This is a genomic window from Enteroscipio rubneri, assembly GCF_002899715.1.
Taxonomy (GTDB): domain Bacteria; phylum Actinomycetota; class Coriobacteriia; order Coriobacteriales; family Eggerthellaceae; genus Enteroscipio; species Enteroscipio rubneri.
Genome location: NZ_PPEK01000005.1, coordinates 111,720 through 135,775 on the forward strand (window position 1 = coordinate 111,720; position 24,056 = coordinate 135,775).

Annotated in this window: 20 protein-coding genes and 1 tRNA gene; 17 read left to right on the forward strand and 4 right to left on the reverse strand. The window is 62.4% G+C overall.

Annotation, left to right across the window (positions count from 1 at the left end):
• The first annotated feature begins 59 nt into the window (after positions 1 to 59).
• The 4 genes from caiB to C2L71_RS06060 all read left to right on the forward strand — a co-directional run bounded on the left by caiB (position 60) and on the right by C2L71_RS06060 (position 5,645).
• Complete coding sequence (gene caiB, locus C2L71_RS06045; protein WP_103264888.1) at positions 60 to 1,274, forward strand: L-carnitine CoA-transferase; 1,215 nt, start codon at positions 60 to 62, stop codon at positions 1,272 to 1,274.
• 106 nt (positions 1,275 to 1,380) lie between these two features.
• Positions 1,381 to 2,976, forward strand: coding sequence for a crotonobetaine/carnitine-CoA ligase (gene caiC, locus C2L71_RS06050; RefSeq protein WP_103264889.1), 1,596 nt, complete (start codon positions 1,381 to 1,383; stop codon positions 2,974 to 2,976).
• Positions 2,977 to 3,163: 187 nt separating this feature from the next.
• On the forward strand, positions 3,164 to 4,045 hold the full coding sequence (locus C2L71_RS06055) for a MaoC/PaaZ C-terminal domain-containing protein (protein ID WP_103264890.1): 882 nt from the start codon (positions 3,164 to 3,166) through the stop codon (positions 4,043 to 4,045).
• Between the two features lie 157 nt (positions 4,046 to 4,202).
• Positions 4,203 to 5,645: an MFS transporter gene (locus tag C2L71_RS06060; RefSeq protein ID WP_103264891.1), complete on the forward strand. Its 1,443-nt coding sequence runs from the start codon at positions 4,203 to 4,205 to the stop codon at positions 5,643 to 5,645.
• 304 nt (positions 5,646 to 5,949) lie between these two features.
• On the opposite strand, the gene C2L71_RS06065 is transcribed toward C2L71_RS06060, so the two are convergent.
• A complete protein-coding gene (locus C2L71_RS06065) occupies positions 5,950 to 6,735 on the reverse strand; it encodes an enoyl-CoA hydratase/isomerase family protein (RefSeq protein WP_103264892.1) in 786 nt (261 codons plus the stop codon).
• Positions 6,736 to 7,468: 733 nt separating this feature from the next.
• Between C2L71_RS06065 and C2L71_RS06070 the strand changes: the two genes are divergently transcribed.
• Positions 7,469 to 8,764 carry an FAD-dependent oxidoreductase gene (locus tag C2L71_RS06070; protein ID WP_103264893.1) on the forward strand — a complete coding sequence of 432 codons (1,296 nt, stop codon included), beginning with the start codon at positions 7,469 to 7,471 and terminating at the stop codon, positions 8,762 to 8,764.
• Positions 8,761 to 9,057, forward strand: a complete 297-nt coding sequence (locus C2L71_RS06075) for a ferredoxin family protein (RefSeq protein ID WP_103264894.1) — start codon at positions 8,761 to 8,763, stop codon at positions 9,055 to 9,057. The genes C2L71_RS06070 and C2L71_RS06075 overlap by 4 nt, the downstream gene beginning before the upstream one ends.
• Positions 9,058 to 9,189: 132 nt before the next feature.
• Here C2L71_RS06075 and C2L71_RS06080 read toward each other — a convergent pair whose 3' ends face one another.
• The gene (locus C2L71_RS06080) at positions 9,190 to 10,803 is read right to left on the reverse strand and encodes a PucR family transcriptional regulator (protein ID WP_103264895.1); all 1,614 of its coding nucleotides are present in this window, start codon (positions 10,801 to 10,803) and stop codon (positions 9,190 to 9,192) included.
• 323 nt (positions 10,804 to 11,126) lie between these two features.
• Between C2L71_RS06080 and C2L71_RS06085 the strand changes: the two genes are divergently transcribed.
• Genes C2L71_RS06085 through C2L71_RS06100 form a run of 4 tightly spaced genes read left to right on the forward strand, consistent with a single transcriptional unit; the run spans position 11,127 to position 16,192 of the window.
• On the forward strand, positions 11,127 to 13,535 hold the full coding sequence (locus C2L71_RS06085) for a molybdopterin-dependent oxidoreductase (RefSeq protein WP_103264896.1): 2,409 nt from the start codon (positions 11,127 to 11,129) through the stop codon (positions 13,533 to 13,535).
• A gap of 10 nt (positions 13,536 to 13,545) precedes the next feature.
• Complete coding sequence (locus tag C2L71_RS06090; protein ID WP_103264897.1) at positions 13,546 to 14,163, forward strand: 4Fe-4S dicluster domain-containing protein; 618 nt, start codon at positions 13,546 to 13,548, stop codon at positions 14,161 to 14,163.
• An 8-nt stretch (positions 14,164 to 14,171) separates the two neighbouring features.
• Positions 14,172 to 15,479 (forward strand): NrfD/PsrC family molybdoenzyme membrane anchor subunit, encoded by a 1,308-nt coding sequence (nrfD, locus tag C2L71_RS06095; RefSeq protein WP_103264898.1) that lies wholly within the window; start codon positions 14,172 to 14,174, stop codon positions 15,477 to 15,479.
• Positions 15,476 to 16,192, forward strand: coding sequence for a TorD/DmsD family molecular chaperone (locus tag C2L71_RS06100; RefSeq protein ID WP_103264899.1), 717 nt, complete (start codon positions 15,476 to 15,478; stop codon positions 16,190 to 16,192). The genes nrfD and C2L71_RS06100 overlap by 4 nt, the downstream gene beginning before the upstream one ends.
• A 96-nt stretch (positions 16,193 to 16,288) precedes the next feature.
• Here C2L71_RS06100 and C2L71_RS06105 read toward each other — a convergent pair.
• Together C2L71_RS06105 and C2L71_RS06110 are read right to left on the reverse strand one after the other, a co-directional pair.
• A tRNA-Asn gene (locus tag C2L71_RS06105) sits at positions 16,289 to 16,363 on the reverse strand.
• 137 nt (positions 16,364 to 16,500) lie between these two features.
• Entirely contained in the window at positions 16,501 to 16,890 is a 390-nt protein-coding gene (locus C2L71_RS06110) for a MerR family transcriptional regulator (protein WP_103264900.1), read from the reverse strand.
• Positions 16,891 to 17,209: 319 nt separating this feature from the next.
• Between C2L71_RS06110 and C2L71_RS06115 the strand changes: the two genes are divergently transcribed.
• The 7 genes from C2L71_RS06115 (at position 17,210) to C2L71_RS06145 (ending at position 24,052) form a co-directional block, all read left to right on the forward strand.
• On the forward strand, positions 17,210 to 17,401 hold the full coding sequence (locus C2L71_RS06115) for a hypothetical protein (RefSeq protein ID WP_157938933.1): 192 nt from the start codon (positions 17,210 to 17,212) through the stop codon (positions 17,399 to 17,401).
• A 98-nt stretch (positions 17,402 to 17,499) separates the two neighbouring features.
• On the forward strand, positions 17,500 to 19,629 hold the full coding sequence (locus C2L71_RS06120; protein ID WP_103264902.1) for an ABC-F family ATP-binding cassette domain-containing protein: 2,130 nt from the start codon (positions 17,500 to 17,502) through the stop codon (positions 19,627 to 19,629).
• Between the two features lie 154 nt (positions 19,630 to 19,783).
• Positions 19,784 to 20,245 carry a tRNA (cytidine(34)-2'-O)-methyltransferase gene (locus tag C2L71_RS06125; RefSeq protein ID WP_187143290.1) on the forward strand — a complete coding sequence of 154 codons (462 nt, stop codon included), beginning with the start codon at positions 19,784 to 19,786 and terminating at the stop codon, positions 20,243 to 20,245.
• A 202-nt stretch (positions 20,246 to 20,447) separates the two neighbouring features.
• Complete coding sequence (gene serC / locus C2L71_RS06130; protein WP_103264903.1) at positions 20,448 to 21,530, forward strand: 3-phosphoserine/phosphohydroxythreonine transaminase; 1,083 nt, start codon at positions 20,448 to 20,450, stop codon at positions 21,528 to 21,530.
• Between the two features lie 87 nt (positions 21,531 to 21,617).
• Positions 21,618 to 22,463, forward strand: a complete 846-nt coding sequence (locus C2L71_RS06135; protein ID WP_103264904.1) for an SDR family NAD(P)-dependent oxidoreductase — start codon at positions 21,618 to 21,620, stop codon at positions 22,461 to 22,463.
• 102 nt (positions 22,464 to 22,565) lie between these two features.
• Positions 22,566 to 23,252: a site-2 protease family protein gene (locus C2L71_RS06140; RefSeq protein WP_103264905.1), complete on the forward strand. Its 687-nt coding sequence runs from the start codon at positions 22,566 to 22,568 to the stop codon at positions 23,250 to 23,252.
• A gap of 8 nt (positions 23,253 to 23,260) precedes the next feature.
• The gene (locus C2L71_RS06145; protein ID WP_103264906.1) at positions 23,261 to 24,052 is read left to right on the forward strand and encodes a segregation and condensation protein A; all 792 of its coding nucleotides are present in this window, start codon (positions 23,261 to 23,263) and stop codon (positions 24,050 to 24,052) included.
• Positions 24,053 to 24,056 lie beyond the last annotated feature (4 nt).

Here is a 24,056-nt window from a genome sequence, read left to right on the forward strand (position 1 = left end):
GGGGGGGCGATGCCCCCCCCCGCATCGAAGACACTAATGTGAACAAGGAGGACACCACCATGGCACTTCCCACTGAAAAGCCGTCCTACGGCCCCCTCGACGGCGTCAAGGTTGTCTACGCAGCGGTGGAGCTGGCGTGCCCGAAGGCAGCCGACCTCATGGCCGACTGGGGCGCCGACGTCGTCTGGCTCGAGAACACGGGCGCGGGCGACACGATCCGCGACACTCCGTACGTGAAGCAGGCAGAGCGCCGCAACCAGCGCTCCGTCGCCCTGAACTACTTCTCCGAAGAGGGCAAGAAGGTCTTCTTCGACCTCGTGCGCGACGCCGACATCTTCATGGAGGCCTCCAAGGGCGGTACCTGGGCCCGCAAGGGCATCACCGATGACGTGCTGTGGGAGATCAACCCCAAAATGGTCATCGTGCACGTCTCCGGATTCGGCCAGGAGGGCGACCCCAAGATGGTCAAGCGCGCCGCCTACGACCTGACGGTCATGGCCTACTCCGGCATCATCATGCAGAACGGCACGGAGGAGCAGCCCATGCTTCCCGGACCCTATGCCGGCGACTACTTCAACACGCTCATGATCGCCTCCTCGGCACTCGCGGCCCTCTACAAGGCCGAGAAGTCCGGCAAGGGCGAGTCCATCGACCTGGCCATGTACGAGACGCTGCTGGCCATCGGCCAGTACTACCTGGTGGACTACCTCAACGAGGGTATCAAGTGGCCCCGTCCCGGCGCCCGCAACCAAAACCTCTGCGGCATAGGCGAGTTCAAGTGCAAGGACGGCTTTTTGGGCGTGTGCCTGTACGGCGTCGACCAGAACAAGTACTTCCTCGAGACGATCGGCCTGGGGCACCTCTGGGGCACCGAGGACATCCCCGAGGACACGAGCGGGCTGTGGCTGTCCAACCCGCACGCCGACGAGATTCAGAAGGCGTTCGAGGACTACTGCCTGGCCAACTCCAAGTACGACATCGAAGAGGACTTTGCGGCGCATCGCATCGCCGCCCAGGTGGTCAACGACATGGAGGATCTCGTCGAGGAGGAGCACCTCAAGCTCCGCAACACGTGGGTGGACTGGGAGACGGCCGACGGCGAGACGTTCCACGGCCTTGGCGTGTTCCCGAAGTTTAAGAACAACCCCGGGACGATCTGGCGTCCGATGCCGCATCAGGGCGGCGACACCGTCGACGTCATGACGAAGCTGGGCTACAGCAAAGAGCAGATCGACGAGCTGGCCGCAGCCGGCGTCGTCAAAGTGGGCGAGTAGCGCTGATGCGCGCCGAGGGGTGAACCTCTCGGCGCATTCGGATGCGCGGCCTCGAGCAGAAGCGGGCGCCGCGCATCCGGATCTGACGACAAGAAGGGTGAGTCGAGTGACGGACATCGTGGGAAACGAAACGGTGCGCAGTCTCTGGGACGGTCTCGTGGCGGCCTGCGGCGACCGTACCTTCCTGAGGTTCCGCAACCGCGCCGACGAGACGCGCGCCTTTACGTACCGCGCCTTCAACGAGGAGATCAATCGGGCTGCCAACGTGTTCTTGTCGCTCGGCGTCAAGCATGGCGAGCGCGTGGCCGTGCAGCTGTGCACGTGCCCTGAGTTCATGATCGCGCTCTTCGGGCTTGCGAAGATCGGCGCGGTCATGGTGCCGATGAACGACCAATACCTCGCTGAAGAGGCGGACTACGTGCTTGAAAAGACGGACGCCACCTGCGCAGTCATCGAGCCGAAGTTCCTTGGGCTCTACTGCGGACTGCGCGACGAGGCTGGGCGCCTGCCCAAGGGGCTCTTCGTTGCGCGTATGAACGAAGAAGACGTCGAGGGTGCGGATGCGGCGCGTGAGGCGCTGGCTTCCGATCCGCTGCTGCGCGATTTCACGGCGCTGCGCGCACGGGCTGCAGTCGAGCTGGCCGAGTGCTGTGCGCTTTCTTCAGACGATCCTGCGGAGATCATCTTCACGTCTGGCACCACCTCGCGTCCGAAGGGTGTCGTACTCACGCATGCGAATATCCTATTCAGCGGTTTGTATGCAGATTGGGAGGTTTCGCTCACGCGTGACGATCGACTGCTCACCACGATGCCGGCCTGTCACTCGAACTTTCAGATGGCGGCACTTATGCCCGTGCTCACCGCTGGTGCCGAGCTTATCGTGATCGAGAAATACAGCGCGAGCCGCTTCTGGTCGCAGATACGCGAGTTCAGGGCTACGGTCACGCAGTGCGTTGCCATGATGCTGCGTACGCTCATGCTGCAACCCGAAGACGCGCTTGAGCGCGATCACGAGCTGCGCGAGATCCTCTATTTCTTGCCGGTGACGACGGAGGAAAAGGAGGCGTTCGAGCGTCGCTTCGGCGTGCGCATCATGAATACCTACGGCTCGACCGAAACCATCGGCTGGGTGCTCACCGATCCGCCCACAGGCCCGCGGCGTTGGCCGAGCGTGGGCCGCGTGGGGCTTGGGTACCAGGCGCGTATCGTGGCCGACGACGGCGCTGAGGCACCCGTCGGCGAAGTGGGGGAGATCCAGGTCAAAGGCATACCTGGTCGCACGGTAATGAAGGAGTATTTCGGCAACCCCGAAGCTACGGCCCAGGCGTTCACCCCCGATGGGTGGCTGCGCACCGGCGATAAAGGCTATGTCGACGAAAGCGGCTGGTTCTTTTTCGTCGACCGCAAGGCCAACATGATCAAGCGAGCGGGCGAGAACATTTCCGCCGGCGAGGTGGAGCAGGTACTCGAATGTCATCCGGCCATCGCTGAAGCGGCGGTGATCGGCGTGCTCGACCCCATCCGCGATCAGGCCGTCAAGGCGTTCGTGCGACTCGAATCCGGTGCGCGTCTGACCGAGGAGGAGGTGCGCGCGCACTGCGAGGAGCGCTTGGCCGCATTCAAGGTGCCCTCGATCATCGAGTTCGTGGAAGATTTTCCACGGACGTGCTCCATGAAGATCGAGAAGAAGCTACTTCGGTAACCCACCTGACGACTAGGCTGGGCCGGACGGGCCGTGCCCAGTCGCTCGAGCAGCACTCGCTTCGCTGCTGAACTCGCTTGATGGGCACCGCCCGTCCGGCCCAGCCTAGTCGTCGCTCGAGGTGACAACATCTTCGGTTGCTCAGAAGCCCTTTTTTGGAGGGCTTGGGAGATTAAGGAGAAAGCATATGGCTATCAGCACTGAGATCGTGGGCAGGGAGTTCGGGCCGTTCGTGCGGGAATACACGTTCAAAGACCTGGAGATATGCGCGCTCGGCTGCAATGCCGGCTACGACGGCCGGACCGACCTCGAGTATGTGAACGAGCACGACGCGGCGAACCCCGATTTGAAGGTGTTGCCCATCTTCGGCGTGCCGCTGACGGTGCACGAGGAGATGACGCGCACGCTCGATTACGGTTACAACTACGACGGCTCGCTCCACTACGGCTTCGAGATCCGCCTGCATGCGCCTTTCAAGATGAGCGACCGCGTGGAGACGTTTGTCACGCAGGACGCGCTCTACGACCGCGGTGAGGGCCGCGGGTGCTTGTCGAAGCAGACAGGGCGCTCCTATTCCTCCGATGGAACGCTTCTGTGCGAGACCGAGACCTGGGACGTGTGCATCTACGATGGCGGTTGGGGAGGCCCCAAGCCGCCGAAGGACATCGTCGAGATGCCCGACCGCGCGCCCGATGCCGTCGTAGTCGAGACGATGCCTCTTAACATGCCGCTGATCTATCGTATAATGGGAGACTGGCATCAGCAGCACATCGACTTCGCCTACACTGAGCAGACGGGGCTTTCGCGCCCCATCGCTCACGGTGTGAGCTTGGGCGGCTTCGCGATGCGCCACATCGTCAGCTCGTTCTTCCCGGGCGAGCCCGAGCGCATGACCCGCTTCAAGACCCGCATCACCTCGCCGGTGCTGCCGGGCACCGCGTTGCAGACCCGCATGTGGAAGGTCGGCGACAACGAGATCCGCTTCCAACTTGTGGATGCCGACGCCGACGAGACCGGCGCGAAGCCTCATTTGAACTTCGGCATCTGCGAATGGAAGCAAGCAGGTTGACCGGGCGAGGTCCACGCTTCGGGGAGCCGTGGCGACGGAGGCTTGCAAGACCATCCATTCGCCTCCAATGATCGTGCGGTCTTCGTCGCTGCGGCTCCCCGAAGCAGCCTCCTGCGATCGACGCAGGCGGCTTTTTTGCGCAGAAGGAGACAAGAGCATGAGCAGTGTGAAGCATATGACGCAGGTGACCAGCTCTCCGACGGCCGAGGCGGCCGGCAACGCAAAGCAGATCGGCGAGAGCGTTGTCCGAAAGGTCAAGCATACGGCGAAGCGCACCATCGACGATGTGGCCATGACGCCGTTCTTGCGCAAGATCACGTTCTTCTCGAGCGGCGGGTCGTTCCTCGACGGCTACGTGCTCTCGCTCATCGGCGTAGCGCTCACGCAGATCACACCCCTGTTCGACCTCACCGAGATGTGGACGGCCGCCATCGGCGCGTCCGTACTCGTCGGCATCTTCGTGGGCACCATCCTGGGCGGCTACCTGACCGACCGCATCGGCCGACGCAAGATGTTCATCATCGATGTGGTGGCCATCGGTTTGTTCTCGCTGCTGTCCGTGCTCGCGAGCGATCCGCTCCAGCTCGTGACGGCGCGCTTTTTCATTGGCATGTTCGTGGGCGCCGACTATCCTATCGCCACGTCACTCATCGCCGAGTTCACGCCCAAGAAGCATCGCTCCATCTCCATGGGCATGGTGTCGGCGGCGTGGTATTTGGGAGCCACCGTTGCGGCGGTCGTAGGCTACTTCCTCTACAGCGTGCCCAACGGATGGCAGTGGATGCTCGGCAGTGCCGTCATCCCCTGCATCATCCTCCTGATCGGTCGGCACGACATTCCCGAGTCGCCCATGTGGCTGGCCCAGAAGGGCCGCCGCGAAGAGGCGGACGCCATCGTGCACCGGGTGTTCGGCGACGATGTGGAGCTGGAGATGGAGGACCCGGGCGAGAAGACGAAGCTGTCGAAGGTGTTCAAGGGCGGGTACTTCAAGCGCATCATCTTCCTAGGGATACTCACGCTGTGCCAGGTGGTGCCCATGTACGCCATCTACACGTTCGGCCCCGACATCATGAGCGCCTTCGGGCTGGGCGAAGGCCATGAGGCCATTCTGGGAGAAAGCGCCGTTAGCCTATTCTTCCTTATCGGTTCGATCCCTGCCATGTTCTGGCTGAATTCCATGGGACGCCGCCCGCTGCTCATCCGCTCGCTTGCTCTAATGGCGGCGGGCTTGGTCGTACTGGGGCTGTTCCCGGATGCGCCCATCCTCGTAGTCATCCTGGCTTTTGGGCTGTATGCATTCTTCAGCGGTGGCCCCGGCATTCTGCAGTGGCTTTATCCCAACGAGTTGTTTCCCACGGAAGTGCGTGCAAGCGCCGTGGGTATCGCCATCTCAATTTCGCGTATCGGCACCATCGTATCGACGTACGGCACCCCCATCTTCTTGGCGACGTTCGGCATTGGCCCGACCATGCTCGTGGCGGCCGGACTCGTGATCCTCGGACTTGTGCTGTCGATTTTCATGGCGCCTGAGACCAAGGGTAAATCACTTTTGGAGACGAGCGCGCTCGACGCTGACGACATGAGCCGTCGCGGGGCGTAACAGTTGCGGCTCGCAGCATCTGCGAATCCGGATAAGAGGGGTCGCAGATGCTGTGGTCATATCGCCGCGTTTCGATGATGCCTGCGCTCCGCATGCATCGCTCGGCCGTCGCCGAGCGATCGGCTCGCGTCGGCATACGGCCGGATATCGATGCGAGCATGGTGCTCGATGTGCCTCGTGACGGGGATCTGGCATGCAAAAACCCCGAGCCTTGGAGACTCGGGGTTTTTGCATGGGCGAATCGGCGAGGCTTCGGGGCGATGGACGAGAGGCGGCTCGCCGAGAAGGAGCTGTGCGGGAGCGGTTACTTGCCCTGCCAGTTCGGCGTGCGTTTTTCGACGAAGGCGGCCGGCCCCTCGATGCCGTCGGCGGTCTTCTCGAGGAAACGGTAGGCGGCATCGGAGTAGCGCATGGCGTCCTCTTCGGACATCTGGTCGGCGGCGTGCACGATGTACTTCGTCCACTTCAGGGCCAGAGGCGCGTTCTTCAGGCACTCCTCGGCCAGCTCGATGGCCTTGTCCATGACCTCTTCGGCCGGCACGACGTAGTTGATCAGGCCGAGCGCCTTCGCCTCGGGAGCCTTGATCTTCTTGCCGGTGAGCAGGAGCTCCATGCAGTCCTTGCGGTTGATGTCGCGGGCGAGGCGCACGAGGCCGCCCGTGGAGGCGATGATGCCGAGGCCCACCTCGGTGCAGCCGAACTTGGCGTTCTCGTTGGCAACCACCATGTCGCAGGACAGAGCGATCTCCATGCCGCCGCCGGCCGCGGAGCCGTTGCAGGCGCAGATGACGGGCTTGGAGCATAGGCGCGCGGTCAGGCCGCCGAAGCCGTGCTCGGTCACGGTCTGGCACTCGCCGCCTTCTGAGAGCTCGGAGAGATCCTCGCCGGCGCAGAACACCTTGCCGGTGCCGGTGACGATGATTGCGCGCACCGCGGGATCAAGCTCGGCGTTGTTCATGATGTTCTCCATGGCCTTGGAGGTGACGCCGTTAAGGGCGTTCGCCACGTCGGGTCGGTTGATGCGCATGATCAGCAGGCCGTCCTCGCGAAGTTCGGATACGACCGTCTCGGTTCCGTAGTAATCTGCCATTGCTCCTCCTTGGGTTGTAGCGATTTCCTTCCAGGTGCCGAGCGACGCGGTGTCAGGCGGTCGGTGCAGCTCGATGTCCGTGTTTCCGTGCACGCTCGAAGAACTGGCTTGTATGATAGGAAACGTCGGCTTTGGCGGCATCGCTAGCGGGGTGGTAATTCGCCGATACCTAAAAAACCGTGCATCGCAAGAAAAGCAGTAGCGGGCATGCGGGGCGCGTTTGGCGCTGCACGAGGGTTCTCTTCGGGTACCGTGAAGCTCGAATGCGTTTGCGCGGATATGTGAAAGCGCGGTGATACTATCGTCAAAATATAAGTAATAAAGGATTCGTGGCGGTTTTGCGATAGCAAAAAGATGGACGAATGATTCATACTGTCCGGGAATCGGACCTCTATTGTTCCGTTCACCGAGATTGGTGGCTGGTTGCCGACCAGGACGCGGGCCTCTCGTTCGCAAAGAGCCCCGCCATCTTAAAGTAAGTAAGGCTATCGACGCCTCTTGCCGAACGTGGCGGTACGAATGATCGCTTCCGCATCAGTCGTGCGATATTGAAGAGGACGAGGGCGCCGCGAAGCTTGATCGGCGCGAAGATGGTTCGGTGGGAATATGGAGTATGCTCTTCCTGCTCTAGCGGCTGAGATGCAAAACGCGATAGAATAGCCGCAGTCTAGGGGAGGGCCGGGGAGGTCCCGAACGGCCCACGAGGGACGCAGTTTCGAGAAAGGATGAGAGAATGGCTGATTTCGACGCGATCGTCGTCGGCTCGGGGTGCGCCGGCTCGGTCGCGGCCTACGAGCTGGCCAAGGCGGGCAAGGCGGTGCTCGTCGTTGAGCGCGGCAACTATGCCGGCGCCAAGAACATGACGGGTGGGCGCATCTACGCACACTCGCTCAAAAAGGTGTTTCCCGATTTCGAGCAGAATGCGCCTATCGAGCGGAGGATCGTCCACGAGCGCATCTCCATGATGTCGCCGGACGCGAACTTTACCGTCGATTTCACCTCCGACGAGATGGGCAAGGAGGGTCAGGACTCCTATGCGGTTCTGCGCGGTTCCTTCGATCAGTGGCTTGCCGAGCAGGCGGAGAACGAAGGCGCCGAATACATCTACGGCATCGCCATCGAGGAGCTTCTGAAAGACGACTCCGGCAAGGTCGTCGGCGTGAAGGCCGGCGAGGACGAGATCACCGCCGAAGTCGTGCTTCTGTGCGACGGCGTGAACTCGCTGCTGACCGATCAGGCCGTCGGCGCCAAGCGCCCGCCAGCGCATGCGCTGGCGGTGGGCGTGAAGCAGACCATCGAGCTTCCCGCGAACGTCATCACCGACCGCGTGCTGGCCGGCAGCGACGACGAGGGCGCGGCATGGCTGTTCGCCGGCGACTGCACCAAGGGCACGTTCGGCGGCGGGTTCATGTACACGAACAAAGAGTCCATCTCCCTCGGCGTGGTTGCCGGCATCGAGGCTACGGCCAACCACGGCAAAGCTCCGGTGTACCAGATGCTCGAGGACCTGAAGAACCATCCGGCGGTTGCCCCGCTCATCAAGGGCGGCAAGGTTGTGGAGCACTCGGGACATATGGTGCCCGAGGGCGGCATCAACATCATGCCCGAGGTCGTCGGCGATGGCGTCCTCCTGGCGGGCGACTGCGCCATGATGTGCATCAATCTTGGCTATATGGTGCGCGGCATGGACTTCGCCGTGGCGGCGGGCCAGATGGCCGGCCAATGCGCCGCGAAGGCCATCGATGCGGGCGACACCTCGAAGGCGGGCCTGGCCCCCTACAAGACGGCGCTCGAGAACTCCTTCGTACTGAAGGACCTCAAGCAGTTCAAGGCCGTTCCGGACTTCATGGAGAATTTCGAGCGCATGTTCTGCGGCTACCCGGAGATGATTCGCGACGCGATGAACACGATGTTCATCGTCGACGGCACGCCCGTCCAGCCCATGAAGAAGTCCATGATGCCCATCGTCAAGCAGGTTGGAATCATGAACCTGCTCAAGGACGTGAGAGGAGCGATGAAGGCGCTATGAGCGATATGAAGATCACGGTGAACGTCGACGAGTATCTGGCGATCAACAAGTACGAGGTCGACGAGTCCAACGCGCATATCGAGCTCGTCGACGATCCGTCCGATGCCGAGTTCGACAAGCTGATTCGCGTGTGCCCCGCCGCGCTGTACAAGCGTGACGACGAGGGAGCCAAGACGTTCGACTACGCCGGGTGCCTGGAATGCGGTACCTGCCGCATTGCCTGCGGCGACACCATTATCAAGAAGTGGGAGTACCCGCAGCCCACGATGGGCGTAGAGTACCGCTTCGGCTAGGAGCGGTCGCTCTTCGCTACGATAGGCGCTTCGGCGTTCGCGGACGCTGGTTGCTGACAACGGCCCGAAACCCTCCTGAGGGGTTCGGGCCGTCGCTTGCGCATGGATAGTTCCCCGTGGTCCGCGCGAGCCTCATTTGCGGTCGGCGTCGGAAGACGGGAAAGGCGATGGCGTCGTCCCCGTTTTTGAAAGCAAGCGCAAAGACAGGTGTATCCGGAGCGGGTCGAAGCCTTTCTCGGCCAGGTCCTCAAGGTCGATGCCGCTTATAGCCTTGATGCGCTTCAAGCGGTATGCGAGCGTATTGCGATGGATGAAAAGCGCTTCGGCTGTGCGTACGGCGCTGCAACCATGCTCGAGATAGGCGAGTGCCGTTGGCACATAGTCTGCCCCATCGCGCGCATCGAAGAGCGCGAGTTCGACGATGCTGCGATCAAGCAGCTGGTGCACGCCGTCGTCGAGCGCGAGCCGCTCGGCAGCGTCCTCGAACCAGCAGTCGTCATAAAAGCAGGTTCGCGATATGCCGAACCTGCCCGCATAGGCTCCTTTGTCGGCATGTCGATAGGCGAATGCGGCTTGATCAGCCGCCGTGCGCACGAGCGAGAAATCCATGAAAAGCGATGAAAACCCCGCAAGAAATCGCGGCTCCGTATCGGGGGCGGCATCGCAGCGGGCGTGGCGATCGTGCATAACGCTCAAAGGATAGTCGTCGTTGCGCGCGATCATCAGGTGGGATGCTCCCTCCCGGTAGAAGCGTGCCAACGGATAGCGCCTGGAGATACGTCGCAGTGTCTGCGCGCTCTGCGCTTCATCCTCCTCGTCTGCCCCGCTGAAACACGCCACAAAATAGGAGTCGTCTACCTTCCACCCCAGCTCAGCCAGTCCGCATTCGAGTGCGCGCGGTCGCACGGCCGATCCGGCGAGCAGGTCGCGCAGCGGGCCGAGGGATGCTTCCGCGATTTGGGGATAGGTCTTTCGGGGAAGAATCATGTTGAGCATATCGCCGAACCGGTCGGCGAGGGCCAGATCGGCGGGTGTGAACGGGGCGTTCACATCAACCAGCTCGAAGCAGCCGTGATACGCATCGCCGCACACGAGATTGCGTACGAGATAGGTGCGACCATCGTCCATCGCATTGGGGACGAGATAGGCGTCTCGCCTTCCGAATGCGTTTCCCGAACATGCCGCCCATGCCTCCGCGTAGAGCTCGGAAGGGCACATGCCGGTTTCGATTGCGGGGGTCCACAGCCGGTCGTGAAAGCCTTCAGGAATCGTCCCGGCCGTCAGAACGAAGTAGAGTGCTCCGTCGGAAAGCATGATCGGGTTCGAGAACATGGTCGCTGCGACGTCGAACACCTCCTGCAGCGGGGCGTCGCGGGCCATTGCTGCAAGGATGCCTTCCGCCCAACCGTCAAGGCGCATACGGTACTCAAGGAGGCGTCCGAGCAGTTCATGAGGGGACGGAAGCCCCTCTGTAGCCGGTACGAAGATCGCGTTCAAACCTTCTAAGCTCAGATGGTTCGCATCGGCATCGTATCCGAGCACGACGAACGATCCGAAGTGCGCGATGTCGTGTTTCTGCTGCATGCACGTGCAGATATCGGCGATGAAAAGGGTTCCAGGGCGCGGTCTGCTTGCGGGCGAGAACACTTCGATACGGTCGAGGTCGAGCGCCGAGTGCGACGCGAACCGGGCAATGGGGTGCAGATCGGCGAGCTCTGCATAGACGAGATCGAGATTGAAGTCCATAGCACTCCTTGGCGGCGGAACGGTTCGATGCCCTGACGAGGCTTCTCTGATAATCGGCTGGTTTGAGAAGCCGATCGGCACGGCCTTATCAACGGGTGAGCAACGGCGGGCCTTCCAATCGGCGACGTCCGGTCATTCTATCAGGTATGAGTCCGAGCTTTGTTCAGAATGCACAAAGCATCATGCTCATATTTGGTTCGAGAAGACGATGACGGCGCCGCGTGTGCTGGCTAGACTTAGCGGCCGGAACGCCTCTCGGCGCACCTGCGGCGGGAAGAAGCGAACGAGCAAACGAACGTGGAACGAGAGCGAAGGAGCACGGCATGGAGCTGACGAGACGTGGCTTCCTGAAAGAGTCGCTTGCGGCGTGCGGCATGGGCGCGGCGGCAAGCATGGTGATGCCGTACGGATGGTTGGCGCCTGCAGCAGCGCATGCAGCCGTTGGCCCTGCGGGCGCGACGAGCGCTGATGGGGGCGAGGAACGTATCGCCTGCACGTACCATCAGGAGCATTGCGGCGGGATGTGCCCGCTCAAGTGCACGGTCCGGAACGGGCGCCTGGTGAAGGTGGAGCCGAACGACTGCGTGGACGACCGTTACGAGACCATTTGCCTCAAGGGCATAGCCGAAGTGGAGCACGTCTACGGAGCCGGGCGCGTGCAGGTGCCGCTCAAACGCTCCGGCGAGCGCGGGTCGAATGAGTTCGTGCAGGTGAGCTGGGATGAAGCGCTTGATGATATCGTGGCGCGCATTCAGGGCATCCAAGAGACGCACGGCAATGATGCCGTGATGGTCACGGCATCAAGTGAGGCGAACTTTCCGTTTCTGGCCGCCATGCTCGGCGCCCAGACGGGCGGTAACACAGGTATCGACGTGGGTACCGGAAACGGACTTGATCCTGCCATCGGGTTTGGCGGAGGCTATGCCATGGCGACCGCCGAAGCGCGCGATTGGGTGAATGCGCGATTCGTGCTGACCGTCGGCAGCAATTTCTGCGAATCCAGCTTGCCTCAGGTGCGTTTGTTCTTCGAGGCGAAGGAGGCCGGGGCGAATATGATCGTCGTCGACCCGCATTTCTCCACCACGGCGTCGAAGGCCGATGAGTGGGTGCCCATCGAGACGGGCACCGACGCGGCGTTGTTTCTGGCCATGGCGCACGTCATCCTTAATGAGGGCCTGGGCGACGCGGTGTTCATGGCGGCGCATACGTCGCTGCCCTTCTTGGTGGACGTCAGGACGGGATCGCTCCTGCGCGAGCATGTGGCGGATCCTGCGGCGGAGGAGCCCGAGACGGGTGTGCAGAACCCGTTTCTTGTGATCGGGTCGGATGGAGCGCCGGTTCCCTATGATCGCGCCGGCGTCGAGCCGGCTCTTTCCGGCACGACGAAGGTGGGTGAAGCGCAGGCGCGCACAGTCTACGACCTGCTTGTCGAGAGCCTGTCCTCCTGCACGCCCGCCTGGGGCGCCGATATCACCGGTGTTGTCGAGGAGAAGATCGTCGAGCTTGCACGGCTTTATGCACAGGGCCCGTCCACTATTGCTTTGGGATGGGGTGGCAACGACAAGCTGTCCAACGCCGATATAGCCGGGCATGCGGCCGCCGTGCTCGCTGGCATTACCGGCAACATCGCCAAACCCGGTGCGAACATTGGCGTGTTCGTGGGTGGCTGCTGGAATGGTCGCTCGACCACGCTCGGAGCGTGGGAGCTGCCTGAGGGCATGGAGCCGTCCGAGGACGAGATGGCCGCCTACGACATGCGTGAGAAGCTCAACAACGTGCGCGCCTACATCTGCTGCGGCGATTTTATGGCGCAGCACTTCGCGCACATGGCAAAGACCGAGGACTGGGCGCGTTCGCTCGATCTCATCGTGTCCATCGACCCGTACTTTACCGAGGGTGCGAAGTGGGCCGACTACGTGTTGCCGGCTACGACGCGCTTCGAATTGGACGCCGAGGTGGGCAATGCCAAGGTGGGCTACAACCAGCTTGTGCTACAGAACAAGGTGATCGACCCGCTATTCGAGGCCAAAACCGATTTCTGGATTCAGAAGGAGTTTGCGCGCAGGCTGGGCGTTGAGGACGCGCTCCCGTCGGACTCAGTCGAGCTCGTTGAGACTCTCATTTCTGGGGCTGAGGATCCTGAGATTGGCTCTCTCACCATCGGGCAGATTAATAAGAATCATGGAGCCTGGCCTCTGCCCGACATCGACGAGCCGCGTCAAGAGTTCGCCGACCTCGTATTCGCCACGAGCTCGGGACGACTTGACCTCTACTACGAGAATCTCGTTTCCTTCGGGCAGGCGCTGCCCGCATGGGAGCCGCCTGTTGAAGCATGGCGGGACAATCCAAAGCGCGCCGACTTTCCGTTGCAGCTGGCGAATGTGCGCACGCGGTTCCATATTCACAATCAGTTCAACGATGCGCGGTGGATTCAGCAGTATTTCGAGCCAACGCTTGATGCGAATCCCGCCGATCTCGAGGCGCGAGGCCTAGCTACAGGGGATGTCGCAGAGGTGTTCAACGATCGGGGCAGCTTTGAGGTGCGCGTACAGGGCAATCCTTCCATTCGGCCCGGCTCGGCGCGTCTGTGCGAGGGCGCGACGGCCGACTATCTTGCGAGGGGCAACATGCAATCCGTTACGAACGATACGATGATCGAGCGTGGCTCGGAGCTTCTGTGCGGCCCGGTCATTCCATTCTCGGACACCCTTGTGGAACTCAGGAAAGCGTAAGGAGGCAGCCATGACCAAGCTTGCCATCGCGATCGATCTTGACCGCTGCGTGGGATGCCACACCTGCGCGAACGCCTGCAAGATGCAAAACAATGTACCCATGGGGATGCTTTGGAACAGGATTCTCACGAAGGATTGCGACGTCATCGACGGAGCGGTGGGGGAGTACCCTGCGCTCGCCCGCACCTATCTGCCGGTACAGTGCCAGCATTGCGCGAATGCGCCGTGCCAGAAGGCGTGCCCGACTGGCGCCACGTACAAGGACGAGAAAGGCCGAGTCGAGGTGGATTACGACAAGTGCATCGGCTGTCGTATGTGCATGGCGGCGTGCCCCTACAATGCGCGCGTGTTTAACTGGGACGACCCGGTACGCGAGCCTGGTTTCGACTATGGTGACGCTCGCGTTCCTGTCCGTGCAAAGGGCGTGGTGGAGAAGTGCACGCTATGCAAGGAGCGAACCGATGGCGACGAGGTTCCCCTGTGCGTGCGCGTGTGTCCAGCGCGTGCCCGCATCTTCGGTGATTTGGACGATCCCGACAGCGAGATATCCCGGGCTGCACTTCGTTCGGGCGCGCATCATCTTCTCGAAGAAAAGGGTTCTCGGCCCCAGATCTTCTACATCGGTTAGGAGAGATCATGAGTCTGACAAGGCCTTACAAAATCACTATCGCCGTTTTGGCCGTGCTCGTCGCACTCGGTATGGGCGCCTACATCTTCCAGCTTGTTGGAGGCCTGGGCGTCACCGGCATGTCGAACGGCACGTCGTGGGGGCTCTACATCGCGGGCTTCATGTTTCTCGAAGGACTTGGCGCCGGCGCGCTTGCCATAGCTTCAGGTGTGACGGTGTTCCGCGCTTCGGCATATCGTGCGGCAGTGCTCCCGGCCGTCATCATATCCGTCGTGTGCATGCTGCTGGCCGGGGCCCTCGTACTCATCGACCTGGGCGGTGTCGTCCGTATAGCGAACATGATGCTCTCGTTCAACCCTGCTTCTCCTTTGTTCTGGGATGTCTGTCTGGTCAGCTGCTTTCTCGTGGTGGGCGTGGTGTTTTTGTACCTGCTGACGTCCAAACGCGGCACTGCGGCCAGCCAGATGGCGACGGCGCGCATCGCTCTGCCTATTGCGGTGCTCGTGCCTTCCGTCACGGCGTGGCTTTTCGGATTGCAGATCGCTCGTGAGGGGTGGTACTCGTCGATCATGGCCCCTCTGTTTGTCGCATCGGCGCTCGACTCGGGCTTGGCGCTGCTCGTGCTCGCACTTATCTGGTTGAACCGCAACCGCGTGCGGGCTGGTTCAGAAAGATGCCTCTCGGGTTTGGCCGGGTTGCTCGCCCTGTTCGTTGCTGTCGACGGCTATATGGTTGGCTGCGAGGTGCTGACTATGGCGTACCCGGGTACGGAGGGGGCCGCCGCATTGCTCGCTGAGATGACGTCGGGATCGATGGCGCCGTTTTTCTGGATCGAGGTCATCGTCGGCGTGTTCGCGCCTTGCTTGATTCTTGCGTTTGCGAAGAACCGACGTCGGCCGGGCATCGTGGCTCTTGCAAGTGCCGGCGTGCTTGCAGGTGTGTTCTGCAAGCGCATCTGGCTGCTGCTTGGCAGCTTCGTCTATCCCAATGTGGCTGGCGCGCCCGGGCTTATCTCCGGTTCGAGCTCGACGCAGGGCGTCGAAGGCGTGCACGGTTGGACGGTCGTCAGTTCGTATGCTCCGACGCTTCCCGAGGTGCTCATCGTGGCAGGTGTTTTCGCGCTCGGCGTCCTGGCCTTCCTCGTGCTCGCTCAACGATTTTTGGTGGACGATGTCTCATCAGAAGAAGGATTGACGGACAAAGGCATGCTCGCTGTTGAAAGAGAGGACGTCGTTGCGTCCCACGAGCCGATCGAAGCCTCCCTCGATTGCCGTTTCGGGACGGTGCGCGCCGGCGAGCAGGAGCGGTCGCAATGAGTGTGCTCGACGTGCCGTCTGCTCGCATGCAAGCGGATGCCGAGCCGAGCGCGGGCGTCTTCGCGTTCGGTCCTTCGGAATGGGAGCTTTTGTCCGAGCGGTTCGCCTTTTTGGGAAACAGCCTGCTCGATCCACCCTCGCGCGATACGGCCCTCGGACTGCACGAGCAGTTTTGGGGCGTTTTCGCAGAGGGGCTCGTCGGCGTCGGCTGTGCGAACGAGCTCATCGTGAGCGGCGTGGATCATGCGCAACGCTTCGCGCGCCGTATGGCTGTCGGAGGTGAGGGCGCGCTCGGTCTTGTTCGGATGGAGCATGCGCGTTTGTTCGTCGGCCCTCCGAAGCCCGCCGCTCCTCCTTGGGAGACGTTCTATGCGCAGCCTGGATGCATCGGAGATGCGGGCTTCGGCCGCGCGACGTTCGCTATGCGCTCCATACTGCGGCAGGCAGGCTTGGAGGTGCGGGGCGCAAGCAACCAGTACGCTGACCATATGGGGCTCGAGCTGCTCTACATTGCAACGCTCTGCGATCGATTCGCCAGCGCGCCGCCTTCCGCTGATGAGGTTGCGATGCTGGTTGGCTTTGTGGGGACGCATCCGGGTGCATGGGCGCCGGCGTTCTGCGCGGCCGTGCAGAACGCAGCCCCCGACGGCTACTACCGGTGCATCGCGGAGACGGCTACAGGACTGTGCCGATGCCTGGCTCGGAATGCCTAGGAGCTTGCGAGGTGCGGACATCGTGCGGCCATCGAGTCTTGTAATGGCGGGGTAAACAAAAAGATCACCGGTATATACCGGTGATCTGGCATTTTATGGCTCCCCGGGTAGGATTCGAACCTACAACCCTCCGGTTAACAGCCGGATGCTCTGCCGTTGAGCTACCGAGGAATCAAGCGCTTCAGTGCGCAAGTGAGAATTATACCCGAACCTCGCCAATACGCAATACCGAATTTTCGGCGAAATGCGCGGGTTGTGGGGCTGATTCGGCGCTGTTTTCCGAACTGCTCCTCCTGCGGTTCGCGCTGCTATGCTTCGGGCGCATCCCCGCGAATCACACGTTCCTTCATGAGCATCTCTTCGTAGTTTTCGATCTTACCGTTCAAACGGTCGAGGCCGGCCTGCATGTCGGCGATGCGCTTCTCCACCAGCTCGCGCTGCTCTTCCAGCAGCGTTTTGCGCGCGGCGGCCGTGTGCTCGCCCTGCTCGAACAGCTGCATGTACTCGATGAGCGCCTCGATGGACACGCCGGCGCCGCGCATGCACTTCACGAATTGCACGCGCGCGCAGTCCTGCTCGCCGTAGTCACGCACACCGCTTGCGTTGCGCGTGACGCTGGGCAGCAAACCGATGCGCTCATAGTAGCGTAGGGTGTCGGCGCTCAATCCGTACTGTTTGCTCACTTCGGCTATCTTCATAGCGCGTCGCTCCTTTCGTTCGCGTGCTGTGCCTATTGAAGCACATGGAGCGCACTCCAAGTCAAGCGATCGGATGAAAGCGGATCCGCTTCGCAGATAAAGGACGCCGAACGCGCGGATTCGAGCGCGCGTCGGAGGATGAGCATGTCGCGTTCGCGCAATGATAGCACCGCCTTCTGCGCGGAGAACGAGACCGACGGCGCGGAAACCGCAGCCGCGGGAGTAAGCCTGTGGCAAGCGTTTTCCCGCTGCGGCGGCTAGCGGGGCGTGTCGTTCTCCCATGTCATCGAACTTTGGAGCATTCCCACTAAAGAACCTCGTGAAAAACGACTTGGGCTTCACGTTCCTGCCGCGTTTCGCCGTGGCCAGCGAGCTGCGCGCCGGCGAGCTGGTGGAGTTCGAGGCGGGGCTGGGCGAAACCGTCATCACGGCGGCGTGCTGCTGGCACAAGGACAAATGGGCGAGCCCTCTGATAAGCTTGTTTTCCGGGCTCTGCGAAAGCGGGTGGTAGCTTCGGCCGAATATCGGCTATCATAAATGGTCGCGCCGGTGCGGTCGAAAGCCGCTTCGTCGCGCCGCAAACGAGTCGAGGGAAAGCACGCACGCACCATGATCATGCAGCTCGAACATATAGCGAAGTCGTTCGGAGGACGTCAGCTCTTCCACGACGTGACGTTCCGCCTGGAAGAGTATGAGCGCCTGGCGCTCGTGGGCCCCAACGGCGCCGGCAAGACCACCATGCTCAACATCATATCCGGCCAGGAGGACGCCGACGAGGGCCGCGTGCTGTTCGCCAAGGGCGCGCGTGTGGGCTACCTGGAGCAGGAGGCCATCGAGATGGCAGACCAGCCCATCTTCGAGGAGGTCATGTCCTCCCAGGTTGAGGTGCTGGAAGCCGAGAGGCGCCTCTACAAGCTGGAGCACGAGCTGGGCGAGGACCCCACCGAGCAGCAGCTGGCCGCCGCTGGGCGCGCCCGCGACGCCTACGAGGTGCTGGGCGGCTACACCATCGAGGCGAAGGTGCGCAGCGTCATGTTCGGCCTCGGGTTCAAGGAGGACGACCTGCGCCGCTCCACCAAGCAGTTCTCGGGCGGCTGGCAGATGCGCATCGCGCTGGCGAAGCTGCTCATCCGCAACCCCGAGGTGCTGCTGCTCGACGAGCCCACGAACCATCTGGACCTGGAGAGCGTGAAGTGGCTCGAAGGGTTCCTGCGCGGCTACGCCGGCACCGTGGTGGTGGTGAGTCACGACCGTGCGTTCATGGACAACATGGTGGACCGTGTGGCCGAGGTGGACAACGGCCAGGTGAACCTGTACAAGGGCAACTACTCGGACTACCTCAAGGCGCGCGAGGAGCGCCTGGAGCGCCTGCGCGCCGAGGCCGCGAAGCAGGCCGAGGAGATCGCCCATATGGAGGCGTTCGTCGAGAAGTTCCGCTACAAGGCCACGAAGTCCAAGCAGGTGCAGGATCGCGTGAAGAAGCTGGAGAAGATCAAGCGCATCGAGCTTCCCGAGGAGAAGAAGACCGTGCACTTCAACTTCAAACAGCCCCCGCGCACCGGCGACGAGGTGGTGCGTGCCCGCGGCCTGGTGAAGCGTTTCGGCGAGAAGACGGTGTACGACGGCTTCGACTTCACCATGTACCGCGGCGACAAGATAGCGCTCGTGGGCCCCAACGGCGCGGGAAAGTCCACGCTGCTGAAGATGGTGGCCGGCGCGCTTGCGCCCGACGCGGGCGCCATCGAGTACGGCGTGCATGTGACGAAGACGTACTACGCGCAGCACCAGCTGGAGGAGCTGCACCCCGGCAACACCGTGTTCGAGGAGCTGGACCATGTGGCGCCCGGCTGGACCATCTCCCAGGTGCGCACGCTCCTGGGCGCGTTCCTGTTCACGGGCGATGCGGTGGACAAGCGCGTGAGCGTGCTGTCCGGCGGCGAGAAGAGCCGCCTGGCGCTGGCGAAGATGCTCGTGGCGCCCCGGCCGCTGCTGTGCCTGGACGAGCCCACGAACCACCTGGACATCGCGAGCGCCGATATCCTGGAGCAGGCCCTGCGCGCGTTCGAGGGCACCATCCTGTTCATCACGCACGATCGACATCTCATCCGAGGCGTTGCGAACCGCATCGTGGAAGTGACGCCCGAAAAGGTGACCAACTACGACGGCGACTACGATTACTATCTGTTCAAGAGCGGCCAACTGGACGGCCCCGCGCCCGAGGAGCGCTCGCTCGTGGACGAAGTGATGGCGGAGGACGGATCCGGCAAGAAGGGCAACAGCGCAAAGGACGGATCGAGGGCCGCGGGTTCGAAGCTCCGTGGAGCCAAAACCGTCGCGAACGTAGATCGACGCGACTGCTCGGGCCCGGCCGAGGGCGCCGCTGCGAAGCCGGCCGGCCAGTCCGCCGAGCTCACTGCTCCGCGCGAAAGCGCTCCCAAGACCAAGGAGCAGAAGCGCCGCGAGGCCGAGGCTCGCAACCGCGCCTACGCCGCGCTCAAGAATCATCGCAAGCGCATTGCCGAGCTCGACCGTCAGATGGAGCGCGACAACGCGCGCATGGCGGAGCTTTTAGAGCTCATGGCCGACCCGGGCTTCTATATCAATGAGGATGCCTCATCCGATGCCGTCGCCGAGCATGCCAAGCTCAAGCAGCGGCTTGCCTCGGCCGAGGAGGAATGGTTCACATTGACCGAAGAGCTGGAGGCCGAGATGGCGCGCCAGGCTGAGGAGCTGTCGTGAGGGCGGGCGGGTGGACGCCCCGTCGATCGAGCGGTCCTCGCTTCTCTTCGGAACTCGCTTGGCGGGCGTCCACCCACTCGTCCTACGCTCGGTTTTCGCTGGCTGGTCCTCTCGGCCTCCAGCCCTTCGCCCGCTGCGGAAGGAGCGAACACGCGTGCTGAACATCGTGCTCGTGGAGCCCGAGATACCACAAAATACGGGCAACATCGTGCGGACGTGCGCGTGTGTAGGCGCGCGGCTGCACTTGGTGGAGCCGCTGGGGTTTCGTCTGACGCAGAAGAACCTCGCGCGTGCCGGATGCGACTATTGGGATGAGGCGGATATTGTGCGCTGGCCGTGCGCCGATGCATTTTTCGAGGCTCATGACGTTGACGAGCTGCACCTGTTCACCGGGCAGGCGCGTCGCTCATTCGCCGAGACGGCGTATGGCGAGGAAGCCTATCTGGTGTTCGGACGCGAAAGTCGAGGGCTTGATCTGCATCTCATCGAGGCACATGCAAGCCGCTGCGTGCGCATTCCCATGCGCGAGGGCCTGCGCAGTCTCAATCTGGGCAACGCCGTGGCGGTGGCCGCGTACGAGGCCCTGCGTCAGCAAGGATGGCCGGGACTTTCGTAGGATCGATGTGATCATGTGCAGGGAGAATGCTCCCGGCTGTCGCATAGCCTCGTCGACGACGAGCTGTCGCATGCGATAGGAATGCCGCCCTAGCCGCCCAGGCCCTCGTTCGCTGCTTTAGCGGGATAAAGCGTTGGCCGGCATAACGAAATGTGTATACTTAATCACATTATCATGAAGCTCGTTCAAGGAGGTCGTCACTATGGCGCGTGTCTACAACTTCTCCGCCGGTCCTGCGGTGCTGCCTGAGGAGGTGCTTGCCCAGGCCGCGTCCGAGATGCTCGACTACCAAGGCTGCGGCATGTCGGTCATGGAGATGTCCCACCGCTCCGCCGCGTTCAAAAGCATCATCGAAGGAGCCGAGCAGGATCTGCGCGACCTCATGGGCATCCCCGACAACTACCGCGTGTTATTTCTGCAGGGCGGCGCGTCCACGCAGTTCGCCGCCATCCCCATGAACCTCATGCAGAACAAAGCGGCCGACTACATCGTGAGCGGCTCCTGGTCGAAGAAGGCCTTCAAGGAGGCCAAGATGTACGGCGACGCGCGTTGCGTGGCCTCCTCCGAGGACGAGAACTTCTCCTACGTGCCCGACGTGCGCGCCCTCGAGCTCTCCGATGACGCCGACTACGTCTACATCTGCCAGAACGAGACCATCTACGGCACCGTGTACCACGAGCTGCCCGACACGAACGGCAAGCCGCTCGTGGCCGACGTGTCGTCGTGCTTCCTCTCCGAGCCCATCGACGTCGAGAGGTACGGCCTCATCTACGGCGGCGTGCAGAAGAACGTCGGACCGGCCGGCGTCACCATCGTCATCGTGCGCGACGACCTCGTCACCGAGGACGTGCTGCCCGGCACGCCCACCATGCTGCGCTTCAAGACGATGGCCGACAATGACAGCCTGTACAACACGCCTCCGTGCTACGGGATCTACATCTGCGGGCTCGTGTTCAAGTGGTTGAAGGCCCAAGGCGGCCTCGAGGGCATGCAGAAGCGCAACCGGGAGAAGGCGCAGCTGCTCTACGACTACCTAGATGCGAGCAAGCTCTTCAGCGGCACGGCACGCGTGGAGGACCGCTCCATCATGAACGTGCCGTTCGTCACGGGAAGCGACGAGCTGGACGCGAAGTTCGTCGCCGAGGCGAAGAAGGCCGGCATCGAGAACATCAAGGGCCACCGCAGCGTGGGCGGCATGCGCGCGAGCATCTACAACGCCATGCCCCGCGAGGGCGTGAAGGCGCTCGTGGAGTTCATGGAGAAGTTCGAGGCCGAGAACGCCTAGGCTGCGGCTCGCCGAATCCGATCATGCGCCGGCGCCCTGCGACAATGAGTACGCAGAGCGCCGAGCTGTCGAAGAAAGGAGAGCGGTATGTTCGACGGTCCTGTTTGGATGATCACCGGTGCCAGCCGAGGATTGGGAAGCGAGTTCGCGAAGGTTGCCCTCGAAGGCGGTTGCCGCGTTGCTGCGACCGCTCGTCGGCCCGAAGCGGTGAGCGAAGCGCTTGGAAAACAGGAAGGCCTCGTGGCGGTCGCGCTCGACGTGTGCGACACCGATACAATAGCCGATGCCGTGCAGCGCGTCCTTGACGCGTTCGGCCGTATCGACGTGCTGGTGAACAACGCAGGCTACGGCATCTTCGGCGCGCTCGAGGAGACCACCGATGCGGAAACGCGCGCAATATTCGACACGAACGTGTTCGGCATGATGAACGTGACTCGTGCGGTGCTTCCCGCGATGCGCGCGCAGGGGGCGGGCCGTATCGTCAATATCGGCTCCATGGCCAGCTTCGCCTGTGATCCGGGAGGAGCGCTCTACGATTCGACCAAGTTTGCCGTGGCCGCCGTGAGCGAGGCGTTGGCGCTCGAGATGAAGGGCTTCGGTATCGAGAGCATGGTGGTCGAGCCCGGCATGTTCCGCACGAACTTCTTCGACTCGAGTTCGATCCGTTCGCCCGAGGCGCCTCTCGACGTATACGACGGCACGCCTGCGCGCGGCGCCCAGGAGTTTTGCCTCGGCCACAACCATCGGCAGCACGGCGATCCGCGCAAGGCCGCGCAGCTTGTTTTCGACATCGTCTCGGCCGACGAGCCGCTCCCTTTGTGGCTGCCTGTCGGCAAGGACTCCGTCAAGAAGTTCGAAACGAAGCTCGCCGGCATGATCGACTCCGTCCAACCCTTCAAGGAACGCTGCTGCGACTGCTTCGTCGACGAGTAGCGCGAGCCGTTGTCAGCTGCCTGTCGCCACGACGGGGGCACTTGTGAAGTTTCCCCGGCCGAGTGCATGGGTGCCCGAGGTTGCGATAGACTGGTCAGCATTATGTCTGCAACGTTGCCGTATATCATCATCAGCGTCCTGTGCTTCGTTCCGGCCATCGTGCTGCACGAGGCCAGCCACGGGTTCGCCGCCTACAAGCTGGGCGACCCGACGGCGCAGCGCGCCGGGCGGCTTTCGTTCAATCCGCTCAAGCATGTGGATCCGTTCGGCACTGTCATCATGCCGCTGCTGCTCATCGCCATGAACATGCCGGTCTTCGGCTACGCGAAGCCCGTTCCGTACAATCCAGCCTACTTCGAGGATCCCCGCAAGGGTGACCTTATCGTGGGTTTGGCCGGCCCCGCCGCCAACCTTGCCATGGCTGCGCTGGCGGGCCTGGTCGCATGGGCGCTCTACCTTGTCCTGCCGGTGGCCCAGCTCGTACAGCAAAACGAGCTCTTCTATTATTTCTATCTCATGTTCCTTCCAATGTTCGCGCTCATCAACCTGTACCTCATGTTCTTCAACCTGCTGCCCATCCCCCCGCTCGATGGCTCGTCGATCTTTGCGTTCTTCCTGCCGCCGAAATACCTGCCGAAGTACTACAAGGTACAGCAGTACGCGCTGCCGGTGTTCCTGGTCGTCGTGCTCCTGCTGCCCTACGTGCTCCACTTCAACCCGATCGGGCTTTATCTCGACGCCACAGCCGGCTCGGTAGCCAACCTGCTGTTCCCGTTCCGCGTCTCGTAGGACCGCCCATGTCGTACAAGGTTCGCATAGACAGCTTCGAAGGGCCGTTCGACCTCCTGCTGTACCTGGTCAGTCGCCAGAAGGTGGACATCGGCGCCATCTCCATTACGCAGATTGCCGATCAGTACCTGGCTGAGGTGTCGCGCATGGACACGCTCGATCTCGATGTGGCGAGCGATTTTTTGCTGGTGGCCTCGACGCTTCTGGAGATCAAAGCCGAGAGTCTGCTGCCGCGCGAGCGCGATGCGGCGGTCGACGAGCTGGAGGAGCTCGCACCGAGCGAGGCGCGCGATATGCTTGTGGAACGGCTCCTCGCGTACAAGCAGTACAAGAACGCCGCGAGCGCGTTGCATATGCGCTTTGTCTCGGAGGGCCGCATGCATGCGCGACCGTTCGGGCCCGACGCGTGCTTTTTGAACCTCATGCCAGACTATCTCAAAGACGTGACGCTGGACGGCCTGGCACTTCTGGCGGCGCGCGCCCTTGCGCGGCGCGACGTGTTCCTTTTGGAATCCGAGCATATCGCCGCGAAGCCCATTCCGGTGGAGGTGCACGTGCGGGCCATTCATCAGCGCATCCGCAACAAGAAGGCGTTGCGCTTTTCGGAGCTCGTGAACGAGCGCACGCCGATCCCCGTCGTGGTGGTGACGTTCTTGGCCATCCTCGAGCTGTACAAGCGCGCGATGGTGAAGATCGAACAAGCCGAGCTGTTCGGCGATATCGACATCCGCTATATCGAGGGGTCTGGCGAGCTGCTGCTCGAGGGGGAGGATGCCCTCACGTCCGTGGAGGAAGGATAGGCTC